The following is a 13,745-nucleotide window of genomic DNA, read 5'->3' as shown; positions in this document are numbered from 1 at the left end:
GTGGGATTCTGGCTAGCCTTCAGGTATGACGACTGCGCAGGAGCCGGCCGCCGCTGACCTCGCCGCGGTGCCGATGTCCGAGGAGCTGTTCACCACGACGGGCGACGGGCTGCGCCTGTGCTACCAGACCTTCGGCGACCCGTCCGGGCAGCCGCTGCTGCTGGTGATGGGCCTCGGCGGGCCGATGACCTGGTGGCCGGAGGAGCTGTGCCGCCGGTTCGCGGTCGAGGGCTACTTCGTCGTCCGCTACGACAACCGCGACACCGGCCGGTCCGACCGTTTCACCCAGGGACACCGGGTGCGCCGGCGCGACCTGGTCCGGGCGTTCCTCGGCTCGCGGTCCTCCGCGCCCTACTCCCTGTCCGACCTGGCCCGCGACGGCCTGGCCGTCCTCGACGCGGTCGGGGTCGAGCGGGCCCACGTCTGTGGGGTGTCGATGGGCGGCATGATCGTGCAGACGATGGCGATCGAGCATCCCGAGCGCGTGCTGTCGCTGACCTCGGTGATGTCGAGCACCGGCCACCGCCTCACCGGCTGGCAGGACCCGCGGCTGCTGCCCCACCTGCTCGGCCGTGCCGGCCGCACGCGCGAGGAGTACGTCGAGCGCAGCGCCCGGTTCTCCGGCCGCATCGGCTCCCCGCGCTACCGCGACCCGGTCGAGCGGGCGCGCGAGCGGGCCGGCGACACCTGGGACCGCGGCATCAGCCTGTCGGGCGTGATGCGCCAGATGCTGGCGATCCTCACCCAGCCCGACCGGCGCGAGGCCCTCGCCCGCGTCACGGCGCCCACCACCGTGCTGCACGGCCTCGACGACCGGATGGTCCACCACACCGGGGGCCGGGCGACGGCGCGCGCGATCCCCGGGTCGCACCTCATGCTCGTGCCCGGCATGGGTCACGACCTGCCCAGCGGGCTCTGGCCGACGTACGTCGAGGCGGTCAACCGGTCCGCACACCGCGCGGCGGCGCGCGGCTGAGCTCGGCCCCCGGGCGTCGTCACCGGGTCAGCCACACGAACGACCAGGCCGGCAGCCGCAGCGGCCACTCGGGGGCGGCGGTGCGGTCGGCCCGCGACGAGTGCAGCACGGTGGGGTGGGCGCCGACACCCGCGGCGTCCAGCACCCAGGGCTCGACGGTCTGCGGCTCGTCGCTGAAGCACGCCAGGCACAGCACGGGCGAGGCACGGGGGTGCTCACGGACGTGGGCCAGCACGCGGTGGTTGCCGTGCTTCACGACCCGGGTGGCCGCGTCGGACCGCAACGAGTCGGTGCTGCCCCGCGCTCGCCCCAGCGCGACCAGCGCCTCGAAGACCTGCCCCTCGGGGGTGCTCGGGTCGTGCCGGTGCGCGGCGGCCTCCCAGTTCATCAGGGGTCGGTGGAGCCAGCGGTTGTCGTCGGCGTGCGCCGGGTCGGCGTCCCAGTGGGCGTCGTTGCGCTGCCCGATCTCGTCGCCCATGTAGACCAGCGGGATCCCGCCGAAGGAGTAGACGACCGAGTGCAGGAGCTCGATCCGCAGCAGCGCCGCGGTCACCTGTGCCTCGTCACCGGCGACCAGCGCGCTCTCCAGACCGGCCAGCGAGGCCGTCATGCCCGACGTACGACGGCTGCCGGAGACCGGGTCGACCTGGAAGTCCATCCCCCGCGAGAAGCTGCCGCGGTGGTCGCCGGCGTAGAACGCGGCGAGGAAGCGGCGGTGGGACTCGGGGTCGAGCCCGATCGCGCCGGCGTCGCTGTCGCCGACGGCCCAGCCGATGTCGTCGTGGCAGCGCACGTAGGTCACCCAGCCGGTGCCCACCGGCGCGGGCGTGCGCCGCGAGAGCGACTGCGCGGCCAGGCTCACGTCGCGGGTGGCCAGCGCCGACCAGAGCATGACCATCAGCTGGTTGTCGTAGGCCAGCTGGCACTCGGGCCGCTCGTGGTCGTGCGCGCCGAGGTAGGGCAGGAGCTGGTCGGGCCCCACGATCGCCTCGGCCTTGAGCACCAGCCCCGGCATCGCCAGGCGGGTCAGGGCGCGCAGGGCCTGGAGGAGGGCGTGGGCCTCGGGCTGGTTCTGGCAGTCGGTGCCCATCCGCTTGCCCAGGAAGGGGGCCGCGTCGAGCCGCACCACGTCGATGCCGTGGTTGCCCAGCCGCAGCAGCACGCCCAGCATCGCCTCGAAGACGTCGGGGTTGGTCCAGTCGAGGTCCCACTGGAACTCGTGGAAGGTGGTCCACACCCACTCGCCGGTCTCCAGCTGCGTGAAGCTGCCGGGAGCCATGTCGGGGAACACCTCGGGCAGTGTCCGCTCGTAGGCGTCGGGCAGCTCGCGGTCGGGGAAGAAGCGGTAGAACGCACGGTGGTGGGGGTCGCCGGCGAGGGCCGCCCGGGCCCACTCGTGCTCGCGCGCGGTGTGGTTGAGGACCAGGTCGACGCAGAGCGCGATGCCCCGCTCGTGCAGCGAGCCCGCCAGCCGCTCCAGGTCGTCCATCGACCCCAGCCGCGGGTCGACGGCGTCGTAGTCCTTGACCGCGTAGCCGCCGTCGTTCTCGCCCTCGCGCGGCTCGAGCAGCGGCATGAGGTGGAGGTAGCCGACCCCGAGCTCGGCGAGGTGGTCGAGGTGGGTGCCGACTCCCGCCAGGGTGCCGGCGAAGCGGTCGGCATAGCAGATGTAGCCGACGCGCCCGTCGAGGAACCACGACGGGTCGACCTCGCGCACGCGGTCGAGCACGCGCAGGGGCTCGGCGCGCTCGGCCGCGGCGTCGAGCGCACTGGTGACGACGCGTCCCACCAGGTCGCCCGCAGCCTCGCCGTAGACCAGCGCCAGGGCGTCGTGCAGGTCGTGCCGCACCAGGTCGAACCGGGCGGCGAACGCCTCGCCCTCGAGCAGCCCCAGCCGGGCGACGGCCGCGTCCCGCACGCGCGCGTCCGGTGGCCGCCCGGGGCTCATCGCGTGCCCCCCGCCGGGTCGTCGGCGCGGTGGGCGCCGGCCGCCGCCGTGGTCACCCAGCCCCGGGGCTCGTCCCACCCGTGCTCCGCGAAGGCCTCGCGCACGGCCTCGCCGACCGCGTCGGCCCGTGGCCGCTCGACCAGCGCGATGACGCTGCCACCGAAGCCGCCGCCGGTCATGCGCGCGCCGAGCGCGCCGCCGGCCTCGGCGGCCGCGGCAGCGACGTCGAGCTGCGGGACGGTCACGCGGTAGACGTCGCGCAGGGACGCGTGGGAGGCCGAGAGCAGCGGGCCGATCTCCTCGACCCGGCCCTGGTCCAGCAGCGCGACCACCTGCTCGACGCGGGCGTTCTCACCCACCTGGTGGCGCACGCACCCGCGCAGGCCCGGTCCGTCGCCGTCGTCCTCCTCGGGCAGGCGGTCCAGTGCCGGCTCCACGTCGTCGGGGTCGATCTCCCGGAGCGGCCCGAGCACCTCCGCGGCCCGGGTGCAGGCCTCGCGCCGGGCGGCGTACTCGTTGTCGGCGTGGGCGTGCGGAGCCCGGGTGTCGACGACGAGGACAGCCAGGCCGTGCCCGCTCAGGTCGAAGCCGACCTGGCGGCTCTTCGGGTGCTCGGGGTCGCGGAAGTCGCACAGCAGGGCGTGGCCCTCCTCGGCGCGCAGCGACGCCAGCTGGTCGAGCCCGCCGGTGGGGGCTCCGACCACGTCGTTCTCGGCGGCACGGCTGAGCGCCAGCAGGGCCTCGGCGTCGAGGCCCGTGCCGAGCACCTCGCCGAGGGCGACCGTCACCGAGCACACCACCGCCGCCGACGACGACAGCCCGGCGCCGAGCGGCACGTCGCTGTCGATCACCACCTCCAGGCCGGGCACCTCGACCCCCCGGCGGTGCAGCACCACCAGCGGCCCGAGGACGTAGGCGGCCCAGCCGGGGACGTCGTCGGGGAGCTCGCCGGCCTCCACCTCGACGGTCTCGTCGGCCTGCGCCGACCGGGCGGTCCAGCGCGTCCCCTCCCGCCGGCGTACGTCGGCCACGCAGGTCTGCGGGAGGGCGAACGGCAGCGCGAGGCCGCCGGCGTAGTCGGTGTGCTCACCGATCAGGTTGACCCGACCGGGCGCAGCCCACCGTGCGTGCACGGTGGGCTGCGTCATCGGGGTCGGAGCGGTGCCGCGGTGAGGGGTCGGCTCGTCCACTCAGCCGCTGATCCGGTCACCGGTCTCGGTGTCGAAGACGTGGACGTGCTGCGGGTCCGTGGTGACGTAGAGCGTCTCGCCCTTGTGCGGGTGCGTCCGGCCGCTGACCCGGATGATGATGCTGCCGGGTGTGCCCTCCACGTCGCAGTTGCCGTAGACGAACGAGTCCGCGCCCAGCTCCTCGATCACCGTGACCTTGACCGGCAGTCCCTCGCCCTCGGAGACGATGCGCCAGTTCTCGGGCCGCACCCCGACCGTGACCTTGCCGGACATCTTCTTGCCCGCACCGGGGTCGACCGGGACGGTGTAGTTGCCGATCCGCACCTCGCCCTTGTCGTCGGCGACGCCCTCGAGGAGGTTCATCTGGGGGGAGCCGATGAAGCCGGCGACGAACAGGTTGGCCGGCTTGTCGTAGAGGTTGAGCGGGGTGTCGACCTGCTGGAGGACACCGAGCTTCATCACCGCGACACGGTCACCCATCGTCATCGCCTCGACCTGGTCGTGGGTGACGTAGACGGTGGTGACCCCGAGGTCGGCCTGGAGCTTGGCGATGTCGGTGCGGGTCTGCACGCGCATCTTGGCGTCGAGGTTGGACAGCGGCTCGTCCATGCAGAACACCTGCGGCTGGCGGACGATCGCGCGCCCCATCGCGACCCGCTGGCGCTGGCCACCGGACAGCGCCTTGGGCTTGCGGTCGAGGAAGTCCTCCAGGCCGAGGATGCGGGCCGCCTCGGCGACGCGCTTGTCCTGCTCCTCCTTGGGCGTCTTGGCCATCTTGAGGGCGAACGCCATGTTGTCGCGCACGCTCATGTGCGGGTAGAGCGCGTAGTTCTGGAAGACCATCGCGATGTCGCGGTCCTTGGGCGGCATCATCGTGACGTCGCGGTCACCGATGAAGATCTTGCCGGAGTTGACGTCCTCGAGTCCCGCGAGCATGCGCAGGGTCGTGGACTTGCCGCACCCGGAGGGGCCGACGAGCACCATGAACTCGCCGTCGTTGATCTCGAGGTCGATGCCCGGCACCGCCGGGACCTCCGCGCCGGGATACCAGCGCTGGGCCTTCTCGAACCTGATTCCAGCCATGAGTGTGTTCCTTCCACCGGCAGGCACGTGCCGGACGATCCGAAGTGAAAGAGAGGTCGTGCGGGGCCAAACGGGTCGGCGGCCTCAGCGAGGCAGCTCGGAGGACCACCCCCCACCGCGCCGCCAGGAGCGGTACGTCATCCAGGTGAGCCCGAGGAACGCGATCGTGACCAGGGACTCGAAGAGGGCACCGCCTCCGCGCAGCTCGGCGGCGACCAGCGAGATCAGGGCCATGATGCTGAAGAACCCCAGGATCCCGAGGACCACCTCGAGGTTCATCTGACGGGCCGCCCGCGAGCGCCCCGGGCCCAGGTTGCGCACGAGCGCGGCGAAGAGGCTCGGGACCTCGTCGGGGTCGGTGGGTCGGCGGGGCGGGGAGGAGGCCATCAGCCCTTGACCCCGCCTGCGGTCAGGCCCGCCACGATCTTCCGCTGGAAGGCCAGCACCAGGATGATCAGCGGCACGGTCACCACCGTGCCGGCAGCCATGACCGCGGTGTAGGGCTCCTGGTGCGGCTGCGACCCGGTGAAGCTCGCGATGGCCACCGTGACCGGTTGGGTCTTGTCGTTGCTCAGCTGGCTGGCGATGAGGAACTCGTTCCACGCCGCGATGAACGCCAGGATCGCGGTGGTGAAGATGCCCGGCGCGGCCAGCGGGAGGATCACCTTGCGGAAGGCCTCCCCCGGCGTCGCCCCGTCGATCTTGGCCGCCTCCTCCAGCTCCCACGGCATCTCCCGGAAGAACGCCGTGAGGGTGTAGATCGTCAGCGGGAGCACGAAGGAGATGTCCGGGATGATCAGGGCCTGGTAGGTGCCGAACCACCCGATGTCGCGGAACAGCTGGAACAGCGGCGAGATCAGGGCGACGCCCGGGAACATCGAGGCACCGAGGACGAAGCCGAGCACCAGGCCCTTGCCCTTGAACCGCAGGCGCGCGAGGGCGTACGCCGCGGAGACGCCGAACAGCAGGCCGACCACCGTCGCCGCGGTGCTGATGATGACGCTGTTGGCCAGCGCGCGACCGAAGTGGTTGCCCTGACGCGTCGAGAACACCGTCTGGAAGTTGTCCCACGTGACGTGGGTCGGGTAGAGCGCGGTGTCGTAGGTGAAGTCCACCTGCCGGAAGGCGGTGATCATCATCCAGTAGAAGGGGGCGAGGCCCCAGACCACGATGAGGACCACCCCGACGTACATCCGGATCCCCTTGCCCAGGGACAGGGTGGGCTTGCGGCCCTCGACGTAGTGCTGGGTGGGGTCCTGGCCGGAGTCGGTCCGGGTCTCCTCGTTGACGTCCGTGGTGGCCATGTCAGCGCCCCTCTGCCTGGTCGTCCGACAGGTCCGCGCCCAGGAACCTGATGAAGATGAACGCGACGCCGAAGATGAACAGGAACGTCAGCGTGGACAGTGCTGCCGCACTGTTGAAGCCTTGCCGGACCTCGTTGACGACGAGGATCGACAGCGTCGTGGTGTCGTTGCCGTCGCCGGCGCCGCCACCGGTCATGATCGCGGGCAGGTCGTACATCCGCAGCACGTCGAGCGTGCGGAAGAGCAACGCCACCATGACCGCCGGTCTGACCAGCGGGATGGTGATCTGGGTGAAGCGTTGCCACGCACTCGCCCCGTCGACCTTGGCCGCCTCGTAGACCTCCGAGGAGATCAGCTGGAGGCCGGCCAGGATGAGCAGGGCCATGAACGGTGTCGTCTTCCACACGTCGGCCACGATGATCGCGCTCCGAGCGGCCCACTTGTCGCTGAACCAGATGATGTCGGTGTGCAGCAGCGAGTTCGCGAGGCCGCCGTTGGCGAAGATGAAGTACCACAGCTTGGCGGTGACCGCGGTCGGGATCGCCCACGGGATGAGGATGCTGGCGCGGACCAGCGCGCGGCCCTTGAAGTTGCCGTTCATGATCATCGCGAACATGAAGCCGAGCACGAGCTCGAGCACGACCGTGACGACGGTGAAGAAGACGGTGATCCACACCGAGCCCCAGAAGTTGGACGCGTTGGTCCCGGGCCCGCACGAGGTGGCGCCGCACTGCTGCAGGATCCAGTGCTTGTAGTTGAGCAGTCCCGCGAAACCGCCCTCGACGAACAGGCCGGTCGAGGGGTCCAGCGCGGCGTCCCTCTGGAAGGACATGTAGACCGCGCGGAAGATCGGATAGCCGATGACCACCAGCAGCACGGCGATGGTCGGGGCGATGAGGAGCCACGCGCGCCGGCCCTGGTGGGGGTCGATGGAGGCCCTCTCCGGCCCTGAGGTGGCGCTGCGCTTCTCCTCTGCGGCAGCGACCGGTCCCGTCTGAGTGGACATCGGGTGCCCTCCTGTCCTGGCGATGCTGGGGTGCTGTGGGTCGAGCTGGGTGTGCTGGGTGCTGCTGGGTGCCCGGGTGAGGGGTGGCGCCGGTGTGACCTGCGCCACCCCCATCGTGTCCCTCGGGGGGCGGTGCTGTCAGCCCCCGGCCCGGTGGGACCGGGCCGGGAGCCGCAGCGGGATCAGCCTCCGGAGCTCGCGCCGTCGATGGCCTGCGCCATCGAGGAGAGCGCGCTCTTGGTGTCGACCGAGCCCTTGAGCGCGGCGTAGGCGTTGTCGGAGATCGCCTGGGTGACGGCCGGGTAGAACGGCGTCACCGGACGCGGGACCGCGCTGCCGATCGAGGTGCCCAGGGTCTTGAGGTAGGGCACCTTCTTCTGCAGCTCGGGGTCGTCGTAGAGCGCCGCCAGGCACGGGGCGTTGGACGCCTTGAGGAGGTACTGCCGCTGCACCCCGTCGCTCTCGAGGTACTTGATGAAGTCGAGGGCGGTCGCCTTGTGGTCGGAGAACGCGCTGATCGCGGCGTTGTGACCACCGAGCGAGGAGGCGCCCGGCGCCGAGCCGTCGTCACCCGGCAGCGGGGCCACGGCGAACTTGCCCTTGACCTTCGACGAGGCGTCGGTCGAGGCCAGGCTGTAGACGTAGGGCCAGTTGCGCAGGAAGAGGAGCTTGCCGGCCTCGAAGGACAGGCGGCCCTCCTCCTCCTTGTAGCCGATCGCGGCGGCGGGGATGTTGCCGTCCTTGAAGGCCTGGACCAGGCGGTCGAGACCCTTGGCCGACTCGCTGCTGTCGACCGTGGACTTCTTGCCGTCCTCGCTGACGAACGTGCCACCGGCGGTGTTGATCGCCTCAGCCGCGTTGACCGTGAGGCCCTCGTACTTCGCGAACTGGCCGGCGTAGCAGTCCATCTTGTTCTTCTTGGCGATGGAGCACATGCCCATCATGTCGTCCCACGACTTCGGCGGGGTCTTCACCAGGTCGGAGCGGTAGTAGAGCATGCCGCCGTCGCTGGTCACCGGGCCGGCGTAGAGCGTGCCGTTGTAGGTCGCCGCGTCGACGGTCGGCTTGAGCATCGCGCTGGTGTCGATCGCCATCTTGTCCTTGAGGGGCTGGAGGTAGCCCTTGGCCGCGAACTCGGCGGTCCACACCACGTCGACCGAGACCACGTCGTAGTCGGCGTTCTTGGCGTCGAAGTTGCGCACGAGGTCGTCGTGCTGCTGGTTGGCGTCGACGGTCTGCTCCTTGAGCGTGACCTTCTCGTCGGGGTGGTCCTTGTTCCAGGCGTCGATCAGCGGCTGCACGAGTCCGCTGTTGTCCTTGCCCTGGACGTAGGTGATGGGACCGCGCGAGTCGAGGGCCTTGTCGAACGCACCGCCGCCTCCGCCGCCGCTTCCGCCGCCGCTGTCGCCACCGCCACACGCGGCGAGCGGCGCGACGGCGAGGGCCAGGGCGATGAGCCCAGCGTGCCGCTTGTGGGACATCTCAATCCTCCGTTGTTTGCGTGTTCGACGACGGCACGGACGCACCGTCGCTGGAGTCGGGCGTGGTCGAGCCGGGCCCGACCCGCACCCAGGCTGCCGCGTCGTGCGGCAGCCCGCCGTCGTCGCCGACGGGTGAGGAGGCCAGGAGGACCTCCCCAGGAACAGGGACCGTGGCGCCGCTGGTGTTGAGCCAGCACTCGAGGTCGCCACGGCGGAAGACCAGGAGGCCGGGTCCGGCCTCCTGCCAGCTGAGGGCGCCGGCGGGCACCCAGGCCCGGCGGCGCAGCGCGAGGGCGTCGCGGTAGAAGGTCCACATCGAGGAGGGGTCGCCGACCTGCTTGTCGGCGGTGAGCGCCGCCCAGGACGCCGGCTGCGGCAGCCAGGGGTCGGCCGCGCCCTCCGGGCCGAAGGAGTACGGCGGCGCGTCGCCGGCCCAGGGCAGCGGCACGCGGCAGCCGTCCCGGCCGGGGTCGCCGTTGTCGGACTGGGTGAAGATCGGGTCCTGGCGCAGGTGGCCGGGGATCTCCTCGACCTCCTCGAGCCCGAGCTCCTCGCCCTGGTAGAGGTAGGCGGTCCCGGGCAGCGCGAGGATCACCAGCAGGGCGGCCCGCGCCCGGCGGCGGCCGAGCTCGAGGTCGGGCTCCTCCTCGGGCCAGCGCGTGCGCTCCCAGTCGGTCTCCACCGGGTGGTCGGGCTGCGAGCGGGCGTAGCGGGTGACGTGGCGGACCACGTCGTGGTTGGAGAGCACCCAGGTGCTGGGCGCGCCGGAGCCGTCGGGGCCGCCGAGGGCGCCGAGCGCGTCGACCGCGGTCTCGCGCATGACGTCGGCACCGAACGGCGCGCGGAGGAAGTCGAACTGGAACGTGGTGTGCAGCTCGTCGGGACGGACGTACATCGCCAGCCGCTCGTTGGTCGGCACCCAGGTCTCGCCGACGAAGACGCGCGGCGGGTCGTAGGAGTCGGCCAGGCGACGCCAGCCGCGGTAGACCTCGTGCACGGCGTCCTGGTCCCAGGCCGGGTGCGGGTCGTTGTGCATGATCGCCATGCGCCGGCCGGCGTCGGGCAGCCCCTCGGCCTTGGCCAGGCCGTGCGCCACGTCGATGCGGAAGCCGTCGACCTCGCGGTCGAACCAGAAGCGCAGGACGTCCTCGAACTCGGCCACCACCTCGTCGTTGGTCCAGTCCAGGTCGGGCTGCTCGGGGGCGAAGAGGTGGAGGTACCAGAGGCCGGGCTCGCCGGGGACCTGGGTCCAGGCGGGGCCGCCGAAGTTGCTCGTCCAGTCGTTGGGCGGCTCGGTGCCGCCGTCGCCGAGGCCGGGGCGGAAGACGTAGCGGGCGCGGGCCGCCTCGTCGCCGGCCAGCGCCTGCTTGAACCACGCGTGCTCGGAGGAGGTGTGGTTGGGGACGATGTCGAGGAAGACCTTCATGCCGCGCTGGTGGATCTCGTGGAGCAGCTTCTCGGCCTCCTCGAGGGTGCCGTACTCCGGGGCGATGTCGCGGTAGTCGGACACGTCGTAGCCGGCGTCGGCCTGGGGGGAGGGGTACCACGGGTTGATCCACAGCGCGTCGACGCCGAGGTCGGCGAGGTAGGGCAGCTGGCGCCGCAGCCCCGCGACGTCTCCCAGCCCGTCGCCGTTCTCGTCCCGGAAGGAACGGATGTAGACCTGGTAGACCACGGCGGTCCGCCACCACTCCGGCTGGGTCAGGTCGTCCACGCGGGTGCTGCTCCTTCTGGATCGGATGGGTCTCGGCGTTCCCTTTACCGAGACGCAAGCGTTTGCGTAATGTAGCCACATCACTGTGACGTGCGCCATACCCGCCGTGCAAGGGGGTCAGGTCGGTTGAGCAGGAAATCGAGTCCGGACCGTTACCGCAGGCCCCGGGACCACGCGACAGCCACGCCCCCCGACGGCCGGGGGACGGTCAACATGGCCGACGTGGCCGCCGCTGCCGGCGTGTCCGTCTCGACGGTCTCCCGGGCGCTGCGCGGCCTGCCCGGGGTCGGCGAGGAGCAGCGCCGCCGCATCGAGGGCATCGCCGCCCAGCTCTCCTACGTCGTCTCCCCCGACGCCTCCCGCCTGGCGCGCGGCGGCACCGGGCGCATCGCGGTCGTGCTGGACAACGTCGACCGCTGGTTCTTCGGCACCGTGCTCGCCGGCATCGAGCGGGTGCTGCGCGCGGCCGACTTCGACGTGCTCGTCTACCACGTCGACGGCGAGGAGGAGCGGCAGCGGTTCTTCGCCGATCTCCCCGCCCGCCGCAAGGTCGACGGGGTCATCGTGGTCGCCCTGCCCGCCCCTGCCCACGAGTTCGCCCGGCTGAGCCTGATGGGGGTCCACGTCGTCGTCGCCGGCGGACGGATGGGCGAGTTCGAGTGCGTCCGCATCGACGACGTGGCGGCCGCGCGCACGGCGGTCTCCCACCTCACCGGGCTGGGCCACCGGCACGTCGCGATGCTGCGCACCCGCGACAGCGGGGGCGCGGTGTGGCCCACCGACCAGGCCCGCACCGAGGGCTACCTCGAGGCGATGGCACAGGTCGGCGTGAGGCCCGAGGACCCCGACGCGCTCCTCGGCGACCAGGACACCCCGCTCGGCGGGACCCACCCCGTCCTGACGATCCCCTTCGGCGCCGACCACGGCTGGGCGGCGACCGAGCGGCTGATCAGCGGGCCGCACCCCCCGACCGCGATCTTCGCCCACTCCGACGAGATCGCGTTCGGCTGCCTCCAGGCGCTGCGCCACCACGGCTGGTCGGTGCCGCAGGACATGTCGGTGGTCGCGATCGACGACCACCCGCTGTCGGGCGTGATGGGCCTGACCACCGTCGCCCAGCCCGTGCGGACCCAGGGCGAGCTGGCGGCCATGGCGATGCTCGGGTCGCTCGGCGGCACGCCCGTGGCCGGGGCGGGTGGGGCCGGTGGCGCGGCCGACCACGTGGTCGCCACCACACTGGTCGTCCGCGGGTCCACCGGCAGGCCACGGGAGGCGGGGGCGCCACTAGGCTCGGACGGGTGAGCAACCCTGAGTTCCGCTACTCCGACCTGCTGCCCACCGGGGCCGACGACACGCCGTACCGCCTCCTGACGACCGAGGGCGTCCGCACCTTCGAGGTCGACGGTCGCACCTTCCTCCAGGTCGAGCCCGAGGCGATCCAGCGGCTCACCGCCGAGGCCATGCACGACATCTCGCACTTCCTGCGGCCCGCCCATCTCGCGCAGCTGCGCCGGATCATCGACGACCCCGAGGCCTCGGGCAACGACCGGTTCGTGGCGCTCGACCTGCTCAAGAACGTCAACATCTCCGCCGGCGGCGTCCTCCCGATGTGCCAGGACACCGGCACCGCGATCGTGATGGGCAAGAAGTCCGAGGGCGTGATCACCGGCGCCGACGACGGCGAGTGGATCTCGCGCGGGGTGTACGACGCCTACACCAGGCTCAACCTGCGCTACTCCCAGCTCGCGCCGCTGACGATGTGGGAGGAGAAGAACACCGGCACCAACCTCCCGGCCCAGATCGAGCTCTACTCGACCCCGGGGACCGGCGACCCGGCGTACAAGTTCCTCTTCATGGCCAAGGGCGGCGGGTCGGCCAACAAGTCGTTCCTGTTCCAGGAGACCAAGGCCGTCCTCAACCCCACGCGGATGCTGGAGTTCCTCGACGAGAAGATCCGCTCGCTCGGCACGGCCGCCTGCCCGCCCTACCACCTGGCCGTGGTGATCGGCGGCACCAGCGCGGAGTACGCGTTGAAGACCGCGAAGTACGCCTCCGCGCACTACCTCGACAACCTGCCGACCTCAGGCAGCCTGTCGGCACACGCCTTCCGCGACCTCGAGCTCGAGGAGGAGGTCTTCAAGCTGACGCAGTCGTTCGGGATCGGCGCGCAGTTCGGCGGCAAGTACTTCTGCCACGACGTCCGTGTGGTGCGCCTGCCCCGTCACGGCGCCTCGTGCCCGGTCGCGCTCGCGGTCTCGTGCTCGGCCGACCGGCAGGCGCTGGGCAAGATCACCGCCGAGGGCGTCTTCCTGGAGCAGCTCGAGACCGACCCGGCGCAGTACATGCCGTCCGTCGGTGTCCGGGAGGACATCTCCGGCGGCGAGGTGGTCCCGATCGACCTCAACCGGCCGATGGACGAGATCCTCGCCGAGCTGACCAGGCACCCGGTCAAGACGCGGCTGTCGCTGACCGGCCCGCTCGTCGTGGCTCGCGACATCGCGCACGCCAAGATCAAGGAGCGGCTCGACGCCGGCGAGGAGATGCCGTCCTACCTGCGCGACCACCCGGTCTACTACGCCGGCCCGGCCAAGACCCCCGACGGCATGGCGTCCGGCTCGTTCGGCCCCACGACCGCCGGGCGCATGGACTCCTACGTCGAGCAGTTCCAGGCCGCCGGCGGCTCCAAGGTGATGCTGGCCAAGGGCAACCGGTCCGCCCAGGTCACCCGCGCCTGCGAGGCGCACGGGGGCTTCTACCTCGGCTCGATCGGCGGCCCCGCCGCCCGGCTCGCGCAGGACTGCATCAAGTCCGTGTCGGTGCTGGAGTACGAGGAGCTCGGCATGGAGGCGGTCTGGAAGATCGAGGTCGAGGACTTCCCGGCCTTCATCGTGGTCGACGACAAGGGCAACGACTTCTTCACCGACCCCGGCGGCACCGTCACCGTCCCCCTCTCCGGCATCCGCGTCCGCTCGAGCGAGAACCCCCCGCCCACCGTCAAGGCGTAGCCCGGGCCCCGCCGCCCACGCCCGCCCCGCCCCCCGCG

Annotated in this window: 11 protein-coding genes; 3 read left to right on the top strand and 8 right to left on the bottom strand. The window is 71.6% G+C overall.

Translation table 11 applies throughout. The features are described from left to right. Nucleotides 1–25 precede the first annotated feature (25 nt). The gene (locus J2S63_RS12920) at nucleotides 26–976 is read left to right on the top strand and encodes an alpha/beta fold hydrolase (protein WP_310302850.1); all 951 of its coding nucleotides are present in this window, start codon (nucleotides 26–28) and stop codon (nucleotides 974–976) included. A gap of 19 nt (nucleotides 977–995) precedes the next feature. On the opposite strand, the gene J2S63_RS12915 is transcribed toward J2S63_RS12920, so the two are convergent. From J2S63_RS12915 to J2S63_RS12880, 8 genes are all read right to left on the bottom strand, one after another. Continuing rightward, nucleotides 996–2,924 carry an alpha-amylase family protein gene (locus tag J2S63_RS12915; RefSeq protein ID WP_310302847.1) on the bottom strand — a complete coding sequence of 643 codons (1,929 nt, stop codon included), beginning with the start codon at nucleotides 2,922–2,924 and terminating at the stop codon, nucleotides 996–998. Further along, the gene (galK, locus tag J2S63_RS12910) at nucleotides 2,921–4,072 is read right to left on the bottom strand and encodes a galactokinase (protein ID WP_310302844.1); all 1,152 of its coding nucleotides are present in this window, start codon (nucleotides 4,070–4,072) and stop codon (nucleotides 2,921–2,923) included. Before galK ends, J2S63_RS12915 begins: the two co-directional genes overlap by 4 nt. 42 nt (nucleotides 4,073–4,114) lie before the next feature. Beyond that, the gene (locus J2S63_RS12905; protein ID WP_310302841.1) at nucleotides 4,115–5,197 is read right to left on the bottom strand and encodes an ABC transporter ATP-binding protein; all 1,083 of its coding nucleotides are present in this window, start codon (nucleotides 5,195–5,197) and stop codon (nucleotides 4,115–4,117) included. Between the two features lie 84 nt (nucleotides 5,198–5,281). Next, nucleotides 5,282–5,584: a hypothetical protein gene (locus J2S63_RS12900; RefSeq protein ID WP_310302838.1), complete on the bottom strand. Its 303-nt coding sequence runs from the start codon at nucleotides 5,582–5,584 to the stop codon at nucleotides 5,282–5,284. Then, on the bottom strand, nucleotides 5,584–6,501 hold the full coding sequence (locus tag J2S63_RS12895) for a carbohydrate ABC transporter permease (RefSeq protein WP_310302835.1): 918 nt from the start codon (nucleotides 6,499–6,501) through the stop codon (nucleotides 5,584–5,586). Before J2S63_RS12895 ends, J2S63_RS12900 begins: the two co-directional genes overlap by 1 nt. 1 nt (nucleotide 6,502) lies before the next feature. Continuing rightward, on the bottom strand, nucleotides 6,503–7,507 hold the full coding sequence (locus tag J2S63_RS12890; RefSeq protein WP_310302832.1) for a carbohydrate ABC transporter permease: 1,005 nt from the start codon (nucleotides 7,505–7,507) through the stop codon (nucleotides 6,503–6,505). Nucleotides 7,508–7,689: 182 nt separating this feature from the next. Continuing rightward, complete coding sequence (locus J2S63_RS12885; RefSeq protein ID WP_310302829.1) at nucleotides 7,690–8,988, bottom strand: ABC transporter substrate-binding protein; 1,299 nt, start codon at nucleotides 8,986–8,988, stop codon at nucleotides 7,690–7,692. Between the two features lies 1 nt (nucleotide 8,989). Then, complete coding sequence (locus J2S63_RS12880) at nucleotides 8,990–10,702, bottom strand: glycoside hydrolase family 13 protein (protein WP_310302827.1); 1,713 nt, start codon at nucleotides 10,700–10,702, stop codon at nucleotides 8,990–8,992. 213 nt (nucleotides 10,703–10,915) lie between these two features. Here J2S63_RS12880 and J2S63_RS12875 point away from each other — a divergent pair, with 213 nt between their 5' ends. Further along, a complete protein-coding gene (locus J2S63_RS12875) occupies nucleotides 10,916–12,004 on the top strand; it encodes a LacI family DNA-binding transcriptional regulator (RefSeq protein ID WP_310302824.1) in 1,089 nt (362 codons plus the stop codon). Then, nucleotides 12,001–13,707, top strand: a complete 1,707-nt coding sequence (locus J2S63_RS12870; protein ID WP_310302822.1) for a fumarate hydratase — start codon at nucleotides 12,001–12,003, stop codon at nucleotides 13,705–13,707. Before J2S63_RS12875 ends, J2S63_RS12870 begins: the two co-directional genes overlap by 4 nt. Nucleotides 13,708–13,745: the final 38 nt, after the last annotated feature.

Origin of the sequence: Nocardioides marmoribigeumensis (assembly GCF_031458325.1) — a bacterium.
GTDB lineage: Bacteria > Actinomycetota > Actinomycetes > Propionibacteriales > Nocardioidaceae > Marmoricola_A > Marmoricola_A marmoribigeumensis.
This window is presented reverse-complemented; position numbering and strand designations above follow the sequence as displayed.